The 18,753-nt window shown below is 67.6% G+C and carries 15 protein-coding genes; 10 read left to right on the forward strand and 5 right to left on the reverse strand.

The annotated features are described in order from the left end of the window. The first annotated feature begins 75 nt into the window (after positions 1-75). The 5 genes from XINFAN_RS10535 (at position 76) to XINFAN_RS10555 (ending at position 4,928) form a co-directional block, all read left to right on the forward strand. Complete coding sequence (locus XINFAN_RS10535; RefSeq protein ID WP_124086662.1) at positions 76-690, forward strand: (d)CMP kinase; 615 nt, start codon at positions 76-78, stop codon at positions 688-690. A gap of 521 nt (positions 691-1,211) precedes the next feature. Continuing rightward, complete coding sequence (gene rpsA, locus XINFAN_RS10540) at positions 1,212-2,891, forward strand: 30S ribosomal protein S1 (protein ID WP_124086665.1); 1,680 nt, start codon at positions 1,212-1,214, stop codon at positions 2,889-2,891. A gap of 157 nt (positions 2,892-3,048) precedes the next feature. Next, on the forward strand, positions 3,049-3,330 hold the full coding sequence (gene ihfB / locus XINFAN_RS10545; RefSeq protein WP_124086668.1) for an integration host factor subunit beta: 282 nt from the start codon (positions 3,049-3,051) through the stop codon (positions 3,328-3,330). A gap of 549 nt (positions 3,331-3,879) precedes the next feature. Then, on the forward strand, positions 3,880-4,242 hold the full coding sequence (locus XINFAN_RS10550) for a LapA family protein (RefSeq protein WP_233352187.1): 363 nt from the start codon (positions 3,880-3,882) through the stop codon (positions 4,240-4,242). Then, positions 4,239-4,928, forward strand: coding sequence for a phosphoribosylanthranilate isomerase (locus XINFAN_RS10555; RefSeq protein ID WP_124086669.1), 690 nt, complete (start codon positions 4,239-4,241; stop codon positions 4,926-4,928). Before XINFAN_RS10550 ends, XINFAN_RS10555 begins: the two co-directional genes overlap by 4 nt. Positions 4,929-5,079: 151 nt before the next feature. On the opposite strand, the gene XINFAN_RS10560 is transcribed toward XINFAN_RS10555, so the two are convergent. The 3 genes from XINFAN_RS10560 to XINFAN_RS10570 all read right to left on the reverse strand — a co-directional run bounded on the left by XINFAN_RS10560 (position 5,080) and on the right by XINFAN_RS10570 (position 8,985). Further along, a complete protein-coding gene (locus XINFAN_RS10560; protein ID WP_124086672.1) occupies positions 5,080-6,558 on the reverse strand; it encodes a carboxypeptidase M32 in 1,479 nt (492 codons plus the stop codon). Beyond that, the gene (gene ctaA / locus XINFAN_RS10565) at positions 6,558-7,724 is read right to left on the reverse strand and encodes a heme A synthase (RefSeq protein ID WP_124086674.1); all 1,167 of its coding nucleotides are present in this window, start codon (positions 7,722-7,724) and stop codon (positions 6,558-6,560) included. The genes XINFAN_RS10560 and ctaA overlap by 1 nt, the downstream gene beginning before the upstream one ends. A gap of 250 nt (positions 7,725-7,974) precedes the next feature. Then, positions 7,975-8,985: a LacI family DNA-binding transcriptional regulator gene (locus XINFAN_RS10570; RefSeq protein ID WP_124086677.1), complete on the reverse strand. Its 1,011-nt coding sequence runs from the start codon at positions 8,983-8,985 to the stop codon at positions 7,975-7,977. A 136-nt stretch (positions 8,986-9,121) separates the two neighbouring features. Here XINFAN_RS10570 and XINFAN_RS10575 point away from each other — a divergent pair, with 136 nt between their 5' ends. The 5 genes from XINFAN_RS10575 to XINFAN_RS10595 all read left to right on the forward strand — a co-directional run bounded on the left by XINFAN_RS10575 (position 9,122) and on the right by XINFAN_RS10595 (position 14,820). Next, positions 9,122-10,180, forward strand: a complete 1,059-nt coding sequence (locus tag XINFAN_RS10575) for a sugar phosphate isomerase/epimerase family protein (RefSeq protein ID WP_124086679.1) — start codon at positions 9,122-9,124, stop codon at positions 10,178-10,180. Next, positions 10,181-11,320 carry a Gfo/Idh/MocA family protein gene (locus XINFAN_RS10580; protein WP_199286403.1) on the forward strand — a complete coding sequence of 380 codons (1,140 nt, stop codon included), beginning with the start codon at positions 10,181-10,183 and terminating at the stop codon, positions 11,318-11,320. After that, positions 11,317-12,819, forward strand: a complete 1,503-nt coding sequence (locus XINFAN_RS10585; protein WP_233352188.1) for a sugar ABC transporter ATP-binding protein — start codon at positions 11,317-11,319, stop codon at positions 12,817-12,819. The genes XINFAN_RS10580 and XINFAN_RS10585 overlap by 4 nt, the downstream gene beginning before the upstream one ends. Then, entirely contained in the window at positions 12,812-13,783 is a 972-nt protein-coding gene (locus tag XINFAN_RS10590) for an ABC transporter permease (RefSeq protein WP_124086685.1), read from the forward strand. The genes XINFAN_RS10585 and XINFAN_RS10590 overlap by 8 nt, the downstream gene beginning before the upstream one ends. 74 nt (positions 13,784-13,857) lie before the next feature. Then, positions 13,858-14,820 (forward strand): ABC transporter substrate-binding protein, encoded by a 963-nt coding sequence (locus XINFAN_RS10595; RefSeq protein WP_124086688.1) that lies wholly within the window; start codon positions 13,858-13,860, stop codon positions 14,818-14,820. Positions 14,821-14,950: 130 nt separating this feature from the next. Here XINFAN_RS10595 and ptsP read toward each other — a convergent pair whose 3' ends face one another. Both ptsP and XINFAN_RS10605 read right to left on the reverse strand, forming a co-directional pair. After that, entirely contained in the window at positions 14,951-17,194 is a 2,244-nt protein-coding gene (ptsP, locus tag XINFAN_RS10600) for a phosphoenolpyruvate--protein phosphotransferase (RefSeq protein WP_124086691.1), read from the reverse strand. A gap of 15 nt (positions 17,195-17,209) precedes the next feature. After that, on the reverse strand, positions 17,210-18,469 hold the full coding sequence (locus XINFAN_RS10605) for an aspartate kinase (RefSeq protein ID WP_124086693.1): 1,260 nt from the start codon (positions 18,467-18,469) through the stop codon (positions 17,210-17,212). Between the last annotated feature and the right edge of the window lie 284 nt (positions 18,470-18,753).

The raw sequence follows: 18,753 nt of genomic DNA on the forward strand, positions 1-18,753 counted from the left end.
TCACCCCCCTCGCCGCGTTGCGGCTCACCCCCGGGATATTTATAGACAGAAAATGAGGCCGGAAGGATGTGCGGGATGATCTTTACAGTGGCGATCGACGGGCCGGCGGCGGCGGGCAAGGGCACGATCGGCAGGGCGCTGGCGGAGCGCTTCGGCTTCGCGCATCTGGACACCGGGCTCTTGTATCGCGCGGTGGGGGTGAAGGGCGGCGATCCGGTGGCGGCGGCGGAAGCCCTGAGCGAGGCGGACCTCATGCGCGCGGATCTGCGCAGCCTGGAGGCGGGCGAGGCCGCGAGCCGGGTGGCGGTGATCCCCGGGGTACGGGCGGCTTTGCTGGCGTTTCAGCGCAGCTTCGCGCGGCGCGAGGGGGGGGCGGTGCTCGACGGGCGCGACATCGGCACGGTGATCTGCCCCGCGGCCGAGGTGAAGCTGTTCGTCACCGCCAGCCCGGAGGTGCGCGCGCAGAGGCGCTGGCTGGAACTGGGCGGCGAGGCGGCGGCGCAGAGCTATGAGGCGGTGCTGGAAGGCGTGAAGGCGCGCGATGCGCGTGACATGGGCCGGGCCGATGCGCCGCTGAAGCCCGCGGCGGATGCGGTGCTGATCGACACCAGCGCGATGAGCGCAGAGGCGGCGCTGGACGCCGCCGGGACGCAGGTGCGCGCGGCGCTGGCGCGGGCCGGTCATGGCTGAGATGCGGATGGGCGAGATCGAAATCCGCCGCCCAGGCCGCCATGATTTCTTCCGCGCCTGGCGGATCTTCGTCAACGGCTGCGAGATGGCGAAGCTGAAGCGCCATGGCTGGGTGCTGATCGCCCCCCCCCGCCGGACCGGCCCGGATCGAGGCGCGGATCGACTGGTGCTCGACGCCGCCTCTCGACATCGCTGTCCCCGAGGGCGGGCGTGTCGCGGTCGGGGTGTTCAACAGCTTCGGCTTTCGCGGCGCGATGCAGGGGGCCGAGACCAGGGATCCCGGCAATTATCTGACGCTGCGCATGGCGGGCAGCGAGCCGGATTCCGGCGGAGCCGCGCCGGGGCCGTAGCGCCGGCCCGGTTTCCCTTGCCGGCAAGGCGGTTTGGCTTTATAGCCCGCCCATCCCGTGCATGAGTCGTGTCATTCCGGTTTTACCGGGTGCAGCGCCGTTGCAAGGGGCCACCAAAGACCGGCGGAGCCAACCGCATGGCCTGTAAACACCGAAAAAGGATCAAACTGCATGTGCGCCAAAAACGCTATGGAAGAATTTGAAGCCCTTCTGAAAGAGAGCTTCGAGATCGACACCCCCGAAGAGGGTTCGGTCGTCAAGGGCAAGGTCATCGCCATCGAGGCGGGCCAGGCCATCATCGACGTCGGCTACAAGATGGAAGGCCGCGTCGATCTGAAGGAATTCGCGAACCCCGGCGAAGCGCCCTCGATCAATGTCGGCGACACCGTCGAGGTCTATCTCGACCGCGTGGAAAATGCCCGCGGCGAGGCCGTCATCTCGCGCGAGAAAGCCCGCCGCGAGGAAGCTTGGGACCGTCTGGAAAAAGCCTATGCCGATGAGCTGCGCGTCGAAGGCGCGATCTTCGGCCGCGTCAAGGGCGGCTTCACCGTCGATCTCGGCGGCGCCGTGGCCTTCCTGCCGGGCAGCCAGGTCGATGTGCGTCCCGTGCGCGACGCCGGCCCGCTGATGGGCATGAAACAGCCGTTCCAGATCCTGAAGATGGATCGCCGCCGCGGCAATATCGTCGTGTCGCGCCGCGCCATTCTGGAAGAGAGCCGCGCCGAGCAGCGCGCCGAAGTCATCGGCAACCTGCATGAAGGTCAGGTCGTGGACGGCGTGGTCAAGAACATCACCGAATACGGCGCCTTCGTCGATCTGGGCGGTGTGGACGGCCTTCTGCACGTCACCGACATGGCATGGCGCCGTGTCAACCACCCGTCCGAGATCCTGTCGATCGGCGAGACCATCAAGGTCCAGGTCATCAAGATCAACAAAGAAACCCACCGTATCAGCCTGGGCATGAAGCAGCTCCAGAACGATCCGTGGGATGCGGTCGAGAAAGCCTATCCGATCTCGTCGGTGCACAAGGGCCGCGTCACCAACATCACCGATTACGGCGCCTTCGTGGAGCTGGAAGCCGGTGTCGAGGGTCTGGTTCACGTCTCGGAAATGTCCTGGACCAAGAAGAACGTGCACCCCGGCAAGATCGTCTCCACCTCGCAAGAGGTCGAGGTCATGGTGCTGGAGATCGACTCGGCCAAGCGCCGCGTCAGCCTTGGCCTCAAGCAGACCATGCGCAATCCGTGGGAAGTCTTTGCCGAGACCCATCCGGTCGGCTCGACCATCGAAGGCGAAGTCAAGAACATCACCGAATTCGGTCTGTTCGTCGGCCTCGACAACGATATCGACGGCATGGTCCACCTTTCCGACCTGTCCTGGGACAAGCGCGGCGAGGAAGCCATCCAGGAATACCGCAAGGGCGATATCGTCAAGGCCTCGGTCTCGGAAGTCGACATCGACAAAGAGCGGATCTCGCTCTCGATCAAGGCTCTGGGCGAAGACACCTTCTCGGAAGCGATCGACGGCGTGAAACGCGGCTCGATCATCACCGTGAATGTGACCGCGATCGAAGACGGCGGCATCGAGGTCGAATACAACGGCATGAAGTCCTTCATCCGTCGCTCGGACCTCGCCCGCGACCGTGCCGATCAGCGCCCCGAGCGCTTCCAGACCGGCGACAAGGTGGATGTGCGCGTGACCAACGTCGACAGCAAGACCCGCAAGCTGGGTCTGTCGATCAAGGCCCGCGAGATCGCCGAAGAGCAGGAAGCCGTGCAGCAATACGGCTCGTCTGATTCGGGTGCGAGCCTCGGCGACATCCTCGGCGCCGCGCTCAAGGAACGCAACTGATCCGCGCCACAGGCGAAACAATCCGAAAGGCCCCGCCCCCGGCGGGGCCTTTTCTTTGCACCAATGCCGCCAGGTGCTTGTTTTCATTTGCCTCGTGCAGATTTTCTGTTTTTATTAGCGGCACCGGACAGCCGGTAAGGCGCCTAAGGGGGGAAAGATGATCCGCTCGGAACTGATCCAGAAGATCGCGGACGACAACCCGCATCTGACCCAACGCCATGTCGAGCGGATCGTGAACACCGTTTTCGAGGAAATCATCGAGGCCCTTGCCCGTGGTGACCGGGTGGAGCTGCGCGGTTTCGGCGCCTTCTCGGTCAAGGAGCGCGACGCGCGTGTCGGGCGCAACCCCCGCACCGGCGAGGCGGTCCAGGTCGAGGACAAGCGCGTCCCCTTCTTCAAGACCGGCAAGCTGTTGCGCGACCGGCTGAATTCCGACTGAGGGTTTTGCGGGCAGCCCGCTCGCGGGCTGCTTCCCCGGCAAACCCGCGCCAGGGCGCCCCGGCGTCGGGCCACAGTCGGGCCACAGCAGAATCTCCGGCCCGCTGCGCCATTCTCGTCGTTTCCGTCTGGCTGCGGCCTGGGCCTTTCGCGCTCTTCCCGCCAGCCTCCTGCGCCCGGGGGCGTCGCTTCCCTGGTTTTCCGCCCGGGATGCTGTGCGATTCGCCTCATTTACGCCCGCCCGCAGCGCGCGCGGCCCGCCATCCGGTTGCATCTCCCGCCCTGCCCCACCGTCCAGGCTGTTTTCCGCGCCCCCGCCTGCGCGTCATTTCCGCGCGGCTGTTCGCTCCGTCTCCACCGTCGCGAGGACCGCTGCGCCTCGCCAGCGCGGGCTTCGGCACACTGGCCCCGGCCCGCCGCCGTTTCCCGCCCCGGCCCGCTTTCAATTTTCTCCGATCCCCGCAGCGGCGGGTTGAACCCTGCCGCGTTGCGGCCGATATTCGGCGAAAGCGGCCCGCCGGGCCGGTGACTGGGTTACGGGGTGGCCGATATGCTGCGATACTTGCGCCTTCTTTTCATCGGTCTGCTGGGCCTTCTCCTGCTCACGCTGGCGCTGGCCAATCGCGGCCCGGTCACGCTGCGGCTTCTGCCCGAGGATATGGGCGGAATGCTTGGCCTGGGCGCCGGCTGGACCATGCCGCTGTTTGTCATCATCCTCGGCTCGGTCGGGCTCGGGATCCTTGTCGGCTTTGTCTGGGAATGGCTGCGCGAGCTGCGGCTGCGCCAGGCCGCGAAGCAGCAGACCCGCACCGTCGCCCGGCTGGAGCGTGAGCTTGCGGTGCTGAAAGACAGCCATTTGGTGCCGCCGCAGGATCAGGTTCTGGCGATCCTGGCCGAGGACGAACGGCGATGAGCGCCGCCATCCGCGTCAAGATCTGCGGGCTGCGCAGCGCGGCGGATGTGCGCGCGGTGGCCGCATCGGGCGCGGGTTATGCGGGGTTCGTGTTCTTCCCGAAATCGCCGCGGAACGTCAGCATCAACGAGGCCCGCGCGGCCGCCCTTACGGCGCCTGCGGGCCTGTGCAAGGTGGCGCTAGTGGTCGATGCCGACGACGCCACGCTGGATTCGATCTTCGCCGATGTACCGCTGGACATGTGGCAGTTGCACGGGGCCGAGACGCCCGCGCGCGTGGCCGAGGTGCGCGCGCGCTACGGCCTGCCGGTGATGAAGGCCGTGGGCGTGGCCGATGAGAGCGATCTGGCGGGGCTGATGGATCATGCGCTCGCCGCCGATCAGTTGCTGATCGACGCGAAGCCGCCGAAAGGCGCGGCGCTGCCGGGCGGCAACGGCCTCTCGTTCGACTGGCGGCTGGTGGCGCAAAGACGCTGGCTCAGGCCCTGGATGCTGGCCGGGGGGCTGAGCGCAGAAAACGTGGCCGAGGCGATCCGGCTGACCAATGCGCGCCAGGTCGATGTCTCCTCGGGCGTGGAAAGCGCGCCGGGGATCAAGGATCACGCGAAGATCGCCGCTTTCGTCGCCGCCGCGACGAAGCCGGACGACGTGCCGAGACTGCGCCGGGCGTTTGATCCCGGGGTTTAATGGTGCCTCCTTTCGCCGGAGCGGCAGAAAAATACCGTCTCCCACCGGCGCGTGGGCGCTGCCGACGACGATGTTCAGGACATTCCCCGACGATCCCCCCAGCGGTTATCGTGACAATGCAGGCCAACCAGGCCCGGGTTCTTCGCCCCGCTCAGAGCCGGTAGAGCCCGGCGAATTTCTCTTCCAGATAGTCCAGCAGCGGCCCGGCCGAGGGCGCCTCGCCGCAGGCGCGGGTGATCAGTTCCCGCGGCTGGTAAAGCCCGCCGTGACGGCGCAGGTTCTCGTGCAGCCAGTCGTTCGCGCGGCTGAGATCGCCCGCCGCGAGGTCGCGGTCCAGATCGGGCAGAGCGGCGCGCAGCGCCTTGTGCAGACAGCCGGCGTAGAGGTTGCCCAGAGTATAGGTCGGGAAATAGCCGAACAGCCCGACCGACCAGTGCACATCCTGCAACATGCCATGCGAGGGCCGGTCCACCGCCACGCCGAAGTCGGCAAGGAACCGGTCGTTCCAGGCCGCCTCCAGATCGCCCACCGCCAGATCGCCGCCCATCAGCGCGCGCTCCAGATCGAAGCGCATCATGATATGCAGGTTGTAATGCACCTCGTCGGCCTCGGTGCGGATGAAGCCGGGGCCGACACGGTTGACCATGGCGTAAAACACGCCAGGGTCGGTCACGCCGAACTCGCCGAACCGCTCGCGCATCTGTTCCAAGAGCCAGCCGGTGAAGGCGCGTGAGCGCCCGAGCTGGTTCTCGCAGATCCGGCTCTGGCTTTCATGCACGCCCATCGAGACGCCGCCGCCGATCGGGGTCAGCAGGTAATCGGGGTCGATGTTCTGCTCATAGGCCGCATGGCCGGTTTCGTGGATGGTGGAGTAAAGGCAGTTGAACGGATCGGCCTCGGCGACGCGGGTGGTGATGCGCACGTCGTTGCCGCCGCCCGAGCAGAACGGATGCACCGCCATGTCGATCCGCCCGCGCGAGAAATCGTAGCCGAAAACCTGGGCGAGGTCGCGGCTCAGCCGCAGTTGCGCATCGGCGCCGAAACTGCCGTCGAGCGCCGGCGGATGATACGCCGCGCCGAGGATCCTCTCGCGCAAAGCGACCAGCCGGGGCCGCAGCGCCGCGAACATGGTCTCGATTTCCGCGCCGGTCATCCCGGGCTCGTAATCGTCGATCATCGCGTCGTAGATGTCGCCGCCGCCCGCGAGCGCCGCGCCCTCCTCGCGCTTGAGCCGCACCACATCGCCGAGGACCGGCAGGAAGCCCGCCAGATCCTCGCGCGCCCTGGCCCCGGCCCAGATCCCTTGCGCGAGCGATGTCACGCGGGCGATCTCCTGCGACAGCCGCGCGGGCACCTTCAGCGCCCGCTCATGCGCGCGGCGGATTTTCGCAAGCTGCGCCGCGGCCACCTCATCGGCGGGCTCTGCCCCGGCCAGCCATTCGGCGATGCGCGGTTCGGTGCGGCGCGCATGCAGCACGCCCTCCATCGCCGCCAGCTCCTCGCCGCGCTGCGCGGCCGAGCCGCGCGGCATCACCGTCTCCTGGTCCCAGCCGAGCCGGCCCGCCACCTGTTCCAGCGCCGCGGTCTCGCGGGCGTGGAACAGCAATGATTCATAGGCGTTCTTCGCCATCAGGCGGTTCCTTTCCTGATCGAACCCGCAACCGGATATTGCGAGAGGTAACGCGCGCGCAGGATCATGACCCACAGGATCACCGCGCCGATCTGGTGGGTGATCGCCACATGCAGATGCGCCGCCGTCAGCACCGCAGCGATGCCGAGCGCCACCTGCCCCACCAGCACCGCCATCACCATGTTAAAGGCGAAACGGGTCCGGCCATGGGCCGAGCGGCGGCCTTTCAGCCAGACCACCACCCCGAAGGCGAACAAGAGATATCCCGCCATCCGGTGCATGAACTGCACAAGGCCCGGGTTCTCGAAGAACGCATGCCAGACCGGCAGGACATTGCCCTGCATGTCGGTGGCGTAGAAGGCGTCGGGCGGGAAGAAGCCCTCGCCCATCAGCGGCCAGGTCGGGAAGGCGCGGCCCGCGTCGATCCCGGCAACCAGGGCTCCGAGCAGGATCTGGAGGAAGGCGAAATGCATCAGCCCGGTGGAGAGCGAGAACAGCTTCGCCTCGCGCCCGCGCCGCGCGGTCATCAGTTCCGCCTCGGTCCGGCCCAGAAGCAGCACATACCAGCCGAGAAAGCCAAGGATGACGAAGGCCAGCCCCAGATGCGTGGCCAGCCGGTAAGAGGCCACGGCGACCATCTGCCCGGTCAGCCCCGAAGCCACCATCCACCAGCCGATCACGCCCTGAAGGCCGCCAAGCGCGCCCACCAGCAAAAGCCGCCCGGTCCAGCCCGAGGGGATGGATTTCCTGGCCCAGAACCACAGGAAACCCGCGGCCCAGATCAGCCCGACCAGGCGGCCCAGCTGACGGTGGCCCCATTCCCACCAATAGATGAACTTGAACTCCTCCAGCGTCATCCCGGCATTGGCGAGCTGGTATTGCGGGGTCAGCCGGTATTTCTCGAATTCGGCCGCCCAATGCGCGGCATCCATCGGCGGGATCGCCCCGGTCACCGGGCGCCATTCGGTGATCGAAAGCCCCGAGCCGGTCAGCCGCGTCAGCCCGCCGACGACGATCATCGCGACCACCAGCAGGAACAGCAGGATCAGCCAGAGCCGGATCGCCGACCGCGCGCCCCTGGCCCCGGTGTCGATCATCCCGCCAACCGTCTGCGGCTTTTGCGGCTCTGCCGCGACTTCTTCAAAAATGCTGCGTTTTCCGGCCATCTCGCGCCTTCCTTCGTGACGGCGCGACACTAGGCCCCCCCGCGTCCGGCTTCAAGGCCGGCGGCGCGACACCAGGCCGCCCGCGTCCGGCTTCAAGGCCGGCGGCGCGACACCAGGCCCCCCCGCGTCCGGCTTCAAGGCCGGCGGCGCGACACCAGGCCCGCCCCGCGTCCGGCTTCAAGGCCGGCGGCGCGACACCAGGGCCCCCCCGCGTCCGGCTTCAAGGCCGGCGGCGCACCAGGCCCGCCCGTCAGACCCCGGGCGCGGGCGGGGCGGTGCTGCCACGGACGACCAGCTCCACCGGCAGGATCGTGTCGTCGTCCAGGGTGTCGCCGGTCTCCAGCCGCCGCAGGAGCCGCTCGGCCGCGACCCGGCCGATCATCCACCGCGGCTGGCGGATCGTGGTCAGCGGCGGCGAGACATGGCTGACCAGTTCGATATCGTCAAAGCCCACCACCGACAGGTCGCGCGGCACGGTGAAACCGTGGCGCTGCACCTCGGCGATGAAGCCGCAGGCCATGGCGTCCGAGGCCAGAAAGACCGCCGTCGGGCGCTGGCCGGGGGGCTGCGCCAGCCATTCCGCCGCCGCCGCCTGCCCGGAATCGAGCGAGAAGTCGCCCTGCCAGATCGCGGCCTCGTCCGGCGTCAGGCCGCGCGCGCTCAGCCGGTCGCGCCAGCCGCCGAGGCGGGCGATGCTCAGCACATTGCCGGGCGGTCCGGCGACATGGCCGATGCGGCGGTGGCCGAGGTCGGCCAGATGGTCCACCGCCAGCCCCGCAGCCGCGCGGTTGTCGATCTTGACCCGGGGCGCCGACAGGCCCGGCACCCATTCGCAGGCCTCGACCAGCGGGATGCGGCCGGTCAGCGCATGGGCAGGCAGCGCGCCGTCCAGCACGATCAGCCCGTCGGCGCGCGACGGCTCGGCATAATCGAGCAGCCGTCCGGCGCCGTCAGGCCCGGTATCGGCGATCAGCAGATTGTAGCCCGCCGGGCCGAGGACCGAGGCGATCCCCGACAGGATCTGCGCGAAGAACGGATTGGCGAGGTTCGGCACCAGCGCGACGATCCCCCCGGTGCGGCGGTGGCGCAGGTTGCGCGCCGCCTCGTTCAGCCGGTAGCCGGTCGCGGCGATGGCATTCTGCACCGAGGCCCGCGTCTGCTGGCTGACGACGCCCGGATTGGACAGCACCCGGCTGACCGTGGCGGTGGAAACCCCCGCCAGGCGCGCGACATCCCTGATCCGTGGCCGGTCGTTCTTCATGCGCCACCCCTAAGCCCGGGCCTTGCGGCAGACAATCGCAATTCCGCGCTCGGGTTGCGGGAATCATATTGCAACCGATTACATGACAGGCCTATCCTGAATGCAACCGATTACATCACGCTTGGGGAGGGGCAGGATGCGAACGATCAAAGGCCCCGGCCTGTTCCTCGCACAATTCTCGGCGGAGGCGGCGCCGTTCAGCTCGCTGCCCGCCATCGCGACATGGGCCGCCGGTCTCGGCTATACCGGCGTGCAGGTGCCTTCGGGCGATGCGCGCTTTCTCGACCTCGACCGCGCCGCCGGATCGCAGGATTACTGCGACGAGATCGCCGGTCAGGCCGCCGGGGCGGGCGTTGCGATCACCGAGCTTTCCGCCCATCTCCAGGGCCAGCTTGTCGCCGTCCACCCGGCCTATGACGCGGCTTTCGACGGTTTCGCCGCCCCGCATGTCCGCGGCAATCCGAAGGCCCGGCAGGACTGGGCCACCGATCAGGTGAAGAAGGCGCTGACCGTCTCGCGCCGCCTTGGGCTGAAGGCGATGGCGGCGTTTTCCGGCGCCCTGGCCTGGCCCTACCTTTATCCCTGGCCGCAACGCCCGCCGGGGCTGGTGGAAGAGGCGTTCGACGAACTGGCGCGGCGCTGGCGCCCGATCCTCGACCATGCCGAAGAGGAAGGCGTCGACATCTGCTACGAGATCCACCCCGGCGAGGATCTGCACGACGGCGCCAGCTACGAGATGTTTCTCGACCGGGTGGGGAACCACCCGCGCGCCTGCATGCTCTACGATCCGTCGCATTACGTGCTCCAGCATCTCGATTATCTGGCGCATATCGACATCTACCATTCGCGCATCCGCATGTTCCATGTGAAGGATGCCGAGCTGAACCCGACCGGGCGGCAGGGCGTCTACGGAGGCTTCCAGTCCTGGGTGGACCGCGCGGGCCGCTTCCGCAGCCCCGGCGACGGCCAGGTGGATTTCGGCGCGGTGTTCTCGAAGCTGACGCAATACGGCTTCGACGGCTGGGCGGTGGTCGAATGGGAATGCTGCCTGAAACACCCCGAGGACGGCGCCCGCGAGGGGGCGGAATTCGTGAAACGCCACATCATCCGGGTGACCGACAAGGCCTTCGACGATTTCGCCAATGCGGGCACCGACCGCGCCGCGAACCGTCGCATGCTGGGGCTGGAGGGTTAGATGCGCGGGATCCCCCTCGGCATGGTCGGCGGCGGACAGGGGGCCTTCATCGGCGGCGTCCACCGCATCGCGGCGCGGCTGGACGGTCAGTTCCGGCTGGTGGCGGGGGCGTTTTCCGCCACGCCGGAGAAGTCGCGCGCCTCGGGGGCGGAACTGGGGCTGGATCCGGCCCGGGTCTATGACGATTACCGCCAGATGGCGATCCGCGAGGCCCGGCGGAAAGACGGCATCCGGGCCGTCGCCATCGTGACGCCGAACCACATGCACGCCGGGCCCGCCATCGAATTCCTGAAACGCGGCATCCATGTGATCTGCGACAAGCCGCTGAGCGCCACCATGGCCGAGGCGAAGCGGCTGGCGAAGGTGGCGGAACAGTCGAAGGCGCTGTTCGTGCTGACCCATAATTACACCGGCTATCCGATGATCCGCCAGGCCCACGCCATGGTGGCGCGCGGCGATCTGGGCCGGCTGCGGCTGGTGCAGGTCGAATATCTCCAGGACTGGCTGACCGAACCGGCCGAGGCGGCGGGCTCGAAACAGGCCGAATGGCGGGTGGATCCGGCCCGCGCGGGCCTTGGCGGCGCGCTCGGCGACATCGGCACCCATGCCTGGAACCTCGCCGGTTTCGTGACCGGGACGGAGCCGGAGGCGATTGCCGCCGACCTGTCCTCTTTCGTGCCCGGCCGGGTGCTGGACGACAACGCCCATATCCTGATGCGCTACGCGGGTGGCGCGCGCGGCACGCTGCTGGTCAGCCAGGTCGCGCCGGGGAACGAGAACGGGCTGCGCCTGCGGCTGTATGGCGACAAGGGCGGGCTGGAATGGGCGCAGGAAGACCCGAACCGGCTGTGGTTCACCCGGCTCGGTGCGCCGAAGCAACTGCTGAGCCGCAACGGCGCCGGAGCCGATCCGGCGGCGGCGCGCGTCTCCCGCATTCCCGCCGGCCATCCCGAGGGCTATCTGGAAGCCTTCGCCACCCTCTATACTGAGGCCGCCCGCGCCATCCGCGCCCATGAGGCGGGAGAGGCGCCGGGGCCGGAGGTGACATATCCCACCCTCGCCGAGGGCCTCAGCGGGATGCGCTTCGTCGCGGCCTGCGTGCAGTCGGCGCGGCGCAATGCGGCATGGGTGACGCTGTGACCCCTGCCCTCGCCCTGAAGGATGTGACGAAAAGCTTCGGCCCGATCGAGGTGCTGCACGGCATCGACTTTGATCTGCACCCCGGCGAGGTCCATGCGCTGATCGGCGAGAACGGCGCCGGCAAATCGACGATGATGAAGATCCTCGGCGGTTTCCTCGAACCGACCTCGGGCCAGGTGCTGCTGGACGGCGCCCCCGCCCCCTTCCGCAGCGGACCCGAGGCCGAGGCCAGGGGCGTCGTGGTGATCCACCAGGAATTCAACCTCGCCCAGGACCTGAGCGTCAGCCAGAACATCTGGCTCGGGCGCGAGATGGGGCGCTTCTTCCTCGACCACAAGGCGATGCGCCACGCGACGCAGGCGCTGCTCGACCAGCTCGAATGCCGGGTCAGCCCGGATGCGCGGGTGCATGATCTGCCGGTTTCCGACCGCCAGATGGTCGAGATCGCCAAGGCGCTGTCGCGCAACGCGCGCGTGCTTATCATGGACGAGCCCTCGGCGGTGCTGACCTCGCATGAGGTGCAGGTGCTGTTCCGCCAGATCGAGCGGCTGCGGGCGGCCGGCGTCGCGCTCCTCTACACCTCGCACCGGCTGGAGGAGGTGAACCATCTGGCCGACCGCATCACCGTCTTGCGCGACGGCGCGGTGGTGCGCCGGGCGCTCAGGGGCGAGCTGACCGAGGACTGCATGGCCACTGCCATGGTCGGCCGCGATCTGAAGGACATCTACCCGCCGCGGCGCAGCGACTTCGGCCCGGTGGTGCTGGAGGTCGCGGATTTCGCGGTGCCGCCGCTGGTCGAGGGCATCGGCTTCTCGCTGCGCCGCGGCGAGGTGCTGGGCATCTCCGGCCTCGTCGGCTCGGGCCGCACGGAACTCGCGGAGGGGCTGGTGGGGCTGCGCCCGCACACCGGCACCCTGCGCCGCAACGGCGCCCCCGTCACGCTCCGCTCGCTGTCGGATGCGGAAGACCACGGCCTCGCCTATCTGACCGAGGACCGCAAGGAACGCGGTCTCCTGCTCGACAAGAGCCTGCGCGAGAACCTGACGCTCTCCACCCTGAAACGCTTCGGCAGCCCGTTTCTCTCGCGCGAGGCCGAGGAGGCCGCCCTTGGCAAGGCGATTCAGGATTTCGACATCCGGGCGCCGAAGCGCGACATGGCGGTGGGGAACCTTTCCGGCGGCAACCAGCAGAAACTCTTGCTGGCCAAGACCATGCTGCCCGAGCCGCAGATCGTGATCATCGACGAGCCCACCCGCGGCATCGACATCGGCACCAAAAGCCAGATCTACCATTTCATCGACCGCCTCGCCCGCGAAGGGCTGAGCGTGATCGTGATTTCCTCGGATATGCCCGAGATCCTCGGCCTTTCCGACCGCATCCTCGTGATGCGGCAGGGCCGGGTGGCGGGCGTGCTGGAGGGCGCGGCGATCACCGAGACCGCCGTGGTGCGGCTGGTCATGGGCACCAGCGAAAGCGAAAAGGCCAGCGAGAATGCGTAATCTCTCCCTCTCCACCCTGGGGCCTTTGGCGGCGCTGATCCTGCTGATCGTGCTGGGCGCCTCGCTGAACGACAATTTCCTGTCGGCGGCGAATATCACCAATGTGCTGGCGCGCTCGGCCTTCATCGGCATGATCGCGGTCGGGATGACCTTCGTGATCACCAGCGGAGGGCTCGATCTCTCGGTCGGCTCGATGGCGGCTTTCGTCGCGGGGATGGTGATCCTGGCGATGAACGCGCTGCAACCGCAGCTTGGCGTCGGCCTGCCGCTGGCGCTGATCGGGATCGGCACCGCCCTGGCCGTGGGGCTGCTGGCGGGGCTGGCGAACGGCCTTCTCGTCACCCGCGTCGGGATCGAGCCCTTCATCGTCACCTTGGGCACCATGGGGATCTTCCGCTCGCTGGTGACCTGGCTTGCCGACGGCGGCACGCTGTCGCTCGATTTCGCGATGCGCGAATATATCGGGCCGATCTATTACGGCGGCATCTTCGGCATCTCCTGGCCGATCATCACCTTCGCCCTGGTCGTGGTAATCGGCGAGATCGCCATGCGCCACACCCGGTTTGGCCGCTACGCGGAGGCCATCGGATCGAACGACAAGGTGGCGCGCTATTCGGCGGTGCGGGTCGAGCGGATCCGCCTCATGACTTACGTGTTCCTCGGGCTGCTGGTCGGGCTGGCGACCATCCTTTATGTGCCGCGGCTCGGTTCCGCCTCGGGTTCCACCGGCCTTTTGTGGGAGCTGGAGGCCATCGCCGCGGTGATCATCGGCGGCACCGCGCTGAAGGGCGGCTTCGGCCGGGTCTGGGGCACGGTGGTGGGCGTGCTGATCCTCAGCCTGATCGGGAACATCCTGAACCTCGCCAACCTGGTCTCGCCCTATCTGAACGGCGCGATCCAGGGCGTCATCATCGTGCTGGCGGTGGTGTTGCAGCGCAAGAAGACATCCGCCGAGGGGCGGTGAACCGAAGGCCCCCGCCCCCGGGGGCGATCAACCCGCCGCGCGCGTTCCGCGTGGCACAGAGGGAGGAGAATACCATGAAACGCAGACAATTCTTCGGCGCATCGGCGGCGCTGGCGCTGGCCGCCGGGCTGGCGACCACGGCCGTCGCCCAGGACGACAGGACTTACGTCATCGGGGTGTCGATCCCCTCGGCCACCCATGGTTTCATGGGCGGGCTGAACTGGCATGCCCAGCAGACCATCGCGCGGCTGGAAGCGACCTATCCGCAGCTCGATTTCGTGCTGGCCACCGCCGGAGAATCCGCCAAACAGGTCTCGGACATCGAGGATATGCTTGCCACCCGCAACATCGACGCGCTGGTGGTGCTGCCCTTTGAATCCGAGCCGCTGACCGGCCCGGTCAAGGCGGTGAAGGATGCCGGGAAATTCGTCACCGTGGTGGACCGCGGCCTTTCGGTCGAGGGGATCGAAGACCTCTATGTCGCGGGCGACAACGAGGCTTTCGGCCGCGTCGCGGGCGAATATTTCAAGGCCAACCTGCCCGAGGGCGCGAAGATCGTGATCCTGCGCGGCATCGCCACCACGCTCGACAACGAGCGGGTGGACGCTTTCGAGAAAGCCATCGAGGGTTCGGGCATCGAGGTGCTGGACAAGCAGCACGGCGACTGGAACCGCGACAAGGCCTTCACGGTGATGCAGGATTACCTGTCCAAATATCCGCAGATCGACGCGGTCTGGGCGGCGGATGACGACATGGCCATCGGCGCCATGGCCGCCATCGAACAGGCCGGCCGCAAGGACGAGATGTGGATCATCGGCGGCGCCGGGATGAAAGAGATCGTCAAACGGATCATGGACAGCGATCCGCAACTGCCGGTGAACGTGACCTATCCGCCGGCACTGATCTCTTCGGCAATCGAGATGACGGCGCTGAACTTCGTGTCGTCCACGCCGGTCTACGGGCGGTTCATCATCGGCTCGACCCTGATCACGCCGGAGAACGCCGAACGGTTCTACTTCCCCGACAGCCCGTTCTGACCGGGCCCGATGGCGCCCCCGCCGGATAGGCGGGGGCCTCCGGGCGCTGCCCGTGCTGAACCTGCAAAGCCGATAAGGAAAGCCCCACGGAAAAGCGGTCGCCGCGGGCCGGGCCCCCCGGTTGCGCCCCCTATTCGGGCTGACGCGACAGCCATTCCATCAGCCGGGGCCGCGCGCTGGCATCGCCCGCCGCCTGCGCCTCGTCGAGCACCGCGCGCACCTCGGCAAGGCTGATCCGGCGGATCAGCGCCTTGACCGGGCCGATAGAGGCCGGGCGCATCGACAGGTTGCGAAAACCGAGCGCGGCCAGCGCCAGCGCCTCGACCGGGCGGCCGGCATCCTCGCCGCAGAAGGACAAAGGCGTCTGCACCTCGTCGCAGCGCCGCACGATGCCCGACAGGAAGCTCAGGAAGCTCAGGTTCAGCGTGTCGTAGCGCCGCCGCACCCGCTCGTTCTCGCGATCCGCCGCGAAGAAGAACTGCTTCAGATCGTTGCCGCCGACCGAGATGAAATCCGCCGCCTCGAAGAAGGCCCGCGGCGCATAGGCCAGCGAGGGCGTCTCGCACATCGCGCCGATCTCCAGCCGCTCGGGCACCGGATGGCCAAGCGATTTCTCGCGATGCACCTCGCGCAGGGTCAGGGCGCGGGCCTCGATGAATTCCTCATACTCGGTGATGAAGGGGAACATGATCGTCAGCGGCCGCCCCGCCGCCGCCCGGATCAGCGCCTGAAGCTGCATCCGCAGCACCCCGGGCTTGTCCAGCCCGACCCGGATCGCGCGCCAGCCCATGGCCGGGTTCGGCTCGTCGTTGGGCTTCATATAGGGCAGCACCTTGTCCGAGCCGATGTCGAGCGTGCGGAAGGCCACGCGCCTGCCATGCGCCGCCTCCATCACCCTCTTGTAAAGCGAGGCGAGTTCGGCACGTTTCGGCATCCTGTTGCGGATCAGGAACTGAAGCTCGGTGCGGAACAGCCCCACCCCTTCGGCGCCCGAGCCCTCAAGGCTGGGCAGATCCGCCATCAGCCCGGCATTCATGTGCAGCGCGATCACCGCGCCGCATTTCGCCTCGGCCGGAAGGCCGCGCAAGGACGCGTAACGCTTCTGCGCCTCGGCCTGCATGGCGATCTTGTCGCGAAAGGCGCGGGCCACGGTTTCCTCGGGGCGCAGATGGACGATGCCCTGATCGCCGTCGACGAGGATATGGTCGCCGTTCAGCGCCTCGGCGGTGATGCGTTCGGCATGGATCACCAGCGGGATCGCCAGCGCCCGCGCGACGATGGCGGCATGCGAGCCGACCGAGCCCTCTTCCAGCACCACGCCCTTCAGCCGCCGGCCGTATTCCAGCAGTTCCGCCGGGCCGATGTTGCGCGCGATCAGGATCGGATCCTCGGGCATCGCGGCGCCGGTGTCCTGCCCCTGCCCGGTCAGGATCCTGAGAAGCCGGTTCGACAGGTCGTCGAGATCCTGGAGACGTTCGCGCAGGTAAGCGTCGGGCACCTGCTCCAGCCGCGCCCGGGCGGCGGATTGCTCTTTCTCCACCGCCGCCTCGGCCGAAAGGCCATGGGCGATGTCTTCCTCCATCCGCCTGAGCCAGCCGCGCGAATGGGCGAACATCCGATAGGCCTCCAGCACCTGGCGCTGTTCCTTGTCGAGATGTTCGGCCTCCAGCAGATCGTCGATCGAGACCCGCAACTGGCCCACGGCATCGCGGATGCGGTCGATCTCGGTCAGCGGATCATCGGCCACCGGATTGGTGACGACGACGCGCGGCTCGTGCAGCCAGACCCGTCCCTCGGAGGCGCCCTCCTGGCCGCTGGTGCCGCGAAACATCAGCGACTGGCGGTGCAGGGCCTGGCCGGTGCCGTCGTCGCCCGCAAAGGCGCCGAGTTCGGTCATCTCGGCCAGCACCATGGCCACGACTTCCAGCGCATCGAGTTCGTCGTCCGAGAAGGTGCGCGCCTCTTTCGACTGCACCACGAGGACACCGATCTTCTCGCCCACCCGCTGGATCGGCACGCCAAGGAAGGACGAGAAGATCTCTTCCCCGGTTTCCGGCATGAAGCGGAAGCCCTTTTCCGCTGGCGCATTGGCGGTGTTCACCGGCAGGCCCGAGCGCGCGACACGGCCCACCAGCCCCTCGCCAAGGCGCATCCGGGTCTTGTGGACCGCGCTTTTCTTCAGCCCCTCGGTCGCGAACAGTTCCAGCGTCTCTTCGTCGCGGAACAGATAGACCGAACAGACCTCGGTCGCCATGGAATCGGCGATCAGATGGGTGATCCGGTCCAGCCGGTCCTGGCCCTTTCCGGGCGTCGCCAGCACATCGCGCAGGCGGCGCAAGAGCCTGCGGCTTTCACTCTCGGTCCGTTCGGGCATCAGCCCTCCGCTGCATCAGGCCTTTTCAAGCTCGAACGCATCATGCAGCGCCTGCACCGCGAGTTCCAGGTATTTCCGGTCGATCAGCACCGAAATCTTGATCTCGGAAGTGGCGATCACCTTGATGTTGATATTCTCGGCAGCAAGCGCCCGGAAGGTGCGCGCGGCGACGCCCGCGTGGCTGCGCATGCCGATCCCGACGACCGAGACCTTGGCCACATCGGTGTCGATGATCAGCTCGTCATATTTGATCTCGCCGCGGGCCAGCGCCTCTTCCAGCGCCTTCTTCGCGCGCTCGACCTGGCCGATCGGGCAGGAGAAGGTCATGTCGGTGACGGCGCCGGAATGGTGCTCGTCATAGTCCTTCTCGCTGATGTTCTGCACGATCATGTCCACATTCACCCCGGCATCGGCCAGCGGGCCGAAGATCGCCTGGGCCACGCCGGGACGGTCCTCGATGGTGAAGAGGGTGATCTTCGCTTCCTCGCGCGAGAAGGCGACGCCGTTGACGACTTTCGATTCCATGATTTCCTCCTCGTCGCAGACCAGGGTCCCAGAGTTTTCGTCGGTATCCTCGAAGGAGGACAGCACCCGCAGCCGCACCTTGTAGCGCATCGCCAGCTCGACCGAGCGGGTTTGCAGCACCTTGGCGCCGAGGGATGCCAGTTCCAGCATCTCCTCGAAGGCGATCTTGTCGAGCTTCCTCGCCTTCGACGACACGCGCGGATCGGTGGTGTAGACGCCATCGACATCGGTGTAGATGTCGCAGCGTTCGGCCCCGAAGGCGGCGGCGAAGGCCACCGCGGTGGTGTCGGATCCGCCGCGGCCCAAAGTGGTGACCCGGCCCTCGGGGCTGAGGCCCTGGAAACCCGCGACCACGGCGACGCGGAAGCCTTCGGCGAATTTGGCGTCGAGGTTCTCGCGCGGGATCGAGACGAACCGCGCCGCACCATGGGCCGAGGTGGTGTTGATCGGCACCTGCCAGCCCTGCCAGGAGCGCGCGGGAACGCCCATCTCCTGAAGCCTGAGCGCCATCAGCCCGGCGGTGACATTCTCGCCCGAGGCGACCACGGCGTCGTATTCGCGCGCATCGTAGAGTTTCGAGGTGCCCTCGACCCAGCCCACCAGCTCGTTGGTCTTGCCCGACATCGCGCTGACGATGACGATCACGTCATAGCCGCGCTCGACCTCGCGCTGCACCTTCTTCGCCGCATTGGCGATGCGGTCGAGATCCGCAACCGAAGTTCCGCCGAATTTCATCACCAGAAGCGGCATGGTTCCTCCCGAGAGGCCGCGGGCAGGGGCGCCCGTCGAAATCGCCGGTTTCCTACCGAACCCCGCCCCCACACGCAAGGGGCCGTAAGGGCGGAATCGGCGCGGCGGCAGGCGGGGGAGGCCGGTTTCCTTGCTGACGCGCGGAATGCCTCCGGCGGGGGTATTTGGGTCAGGATGAAAACCACTTTGCGCTTTCTGCGGGCAGGGCCGGCGCGCCGCCTGCGGGGTCGTTGGCGGCGCGGGCGGCTTCGCGCGGATTAACCCTTTTGCAACGAGAATCAGCC

The sequence above is a fragment of the Pseudogemmobacter humi genome (genome assembly GCF_900609055.1).
Classification (GTDB): domain Bacteria; phylum Pseudomonadota; class Alphaproteobacteria; order Rhodobacterales; family Rhodobacteraceae; genus Pseudogemmobacter; species Pseudogemmobacter humi.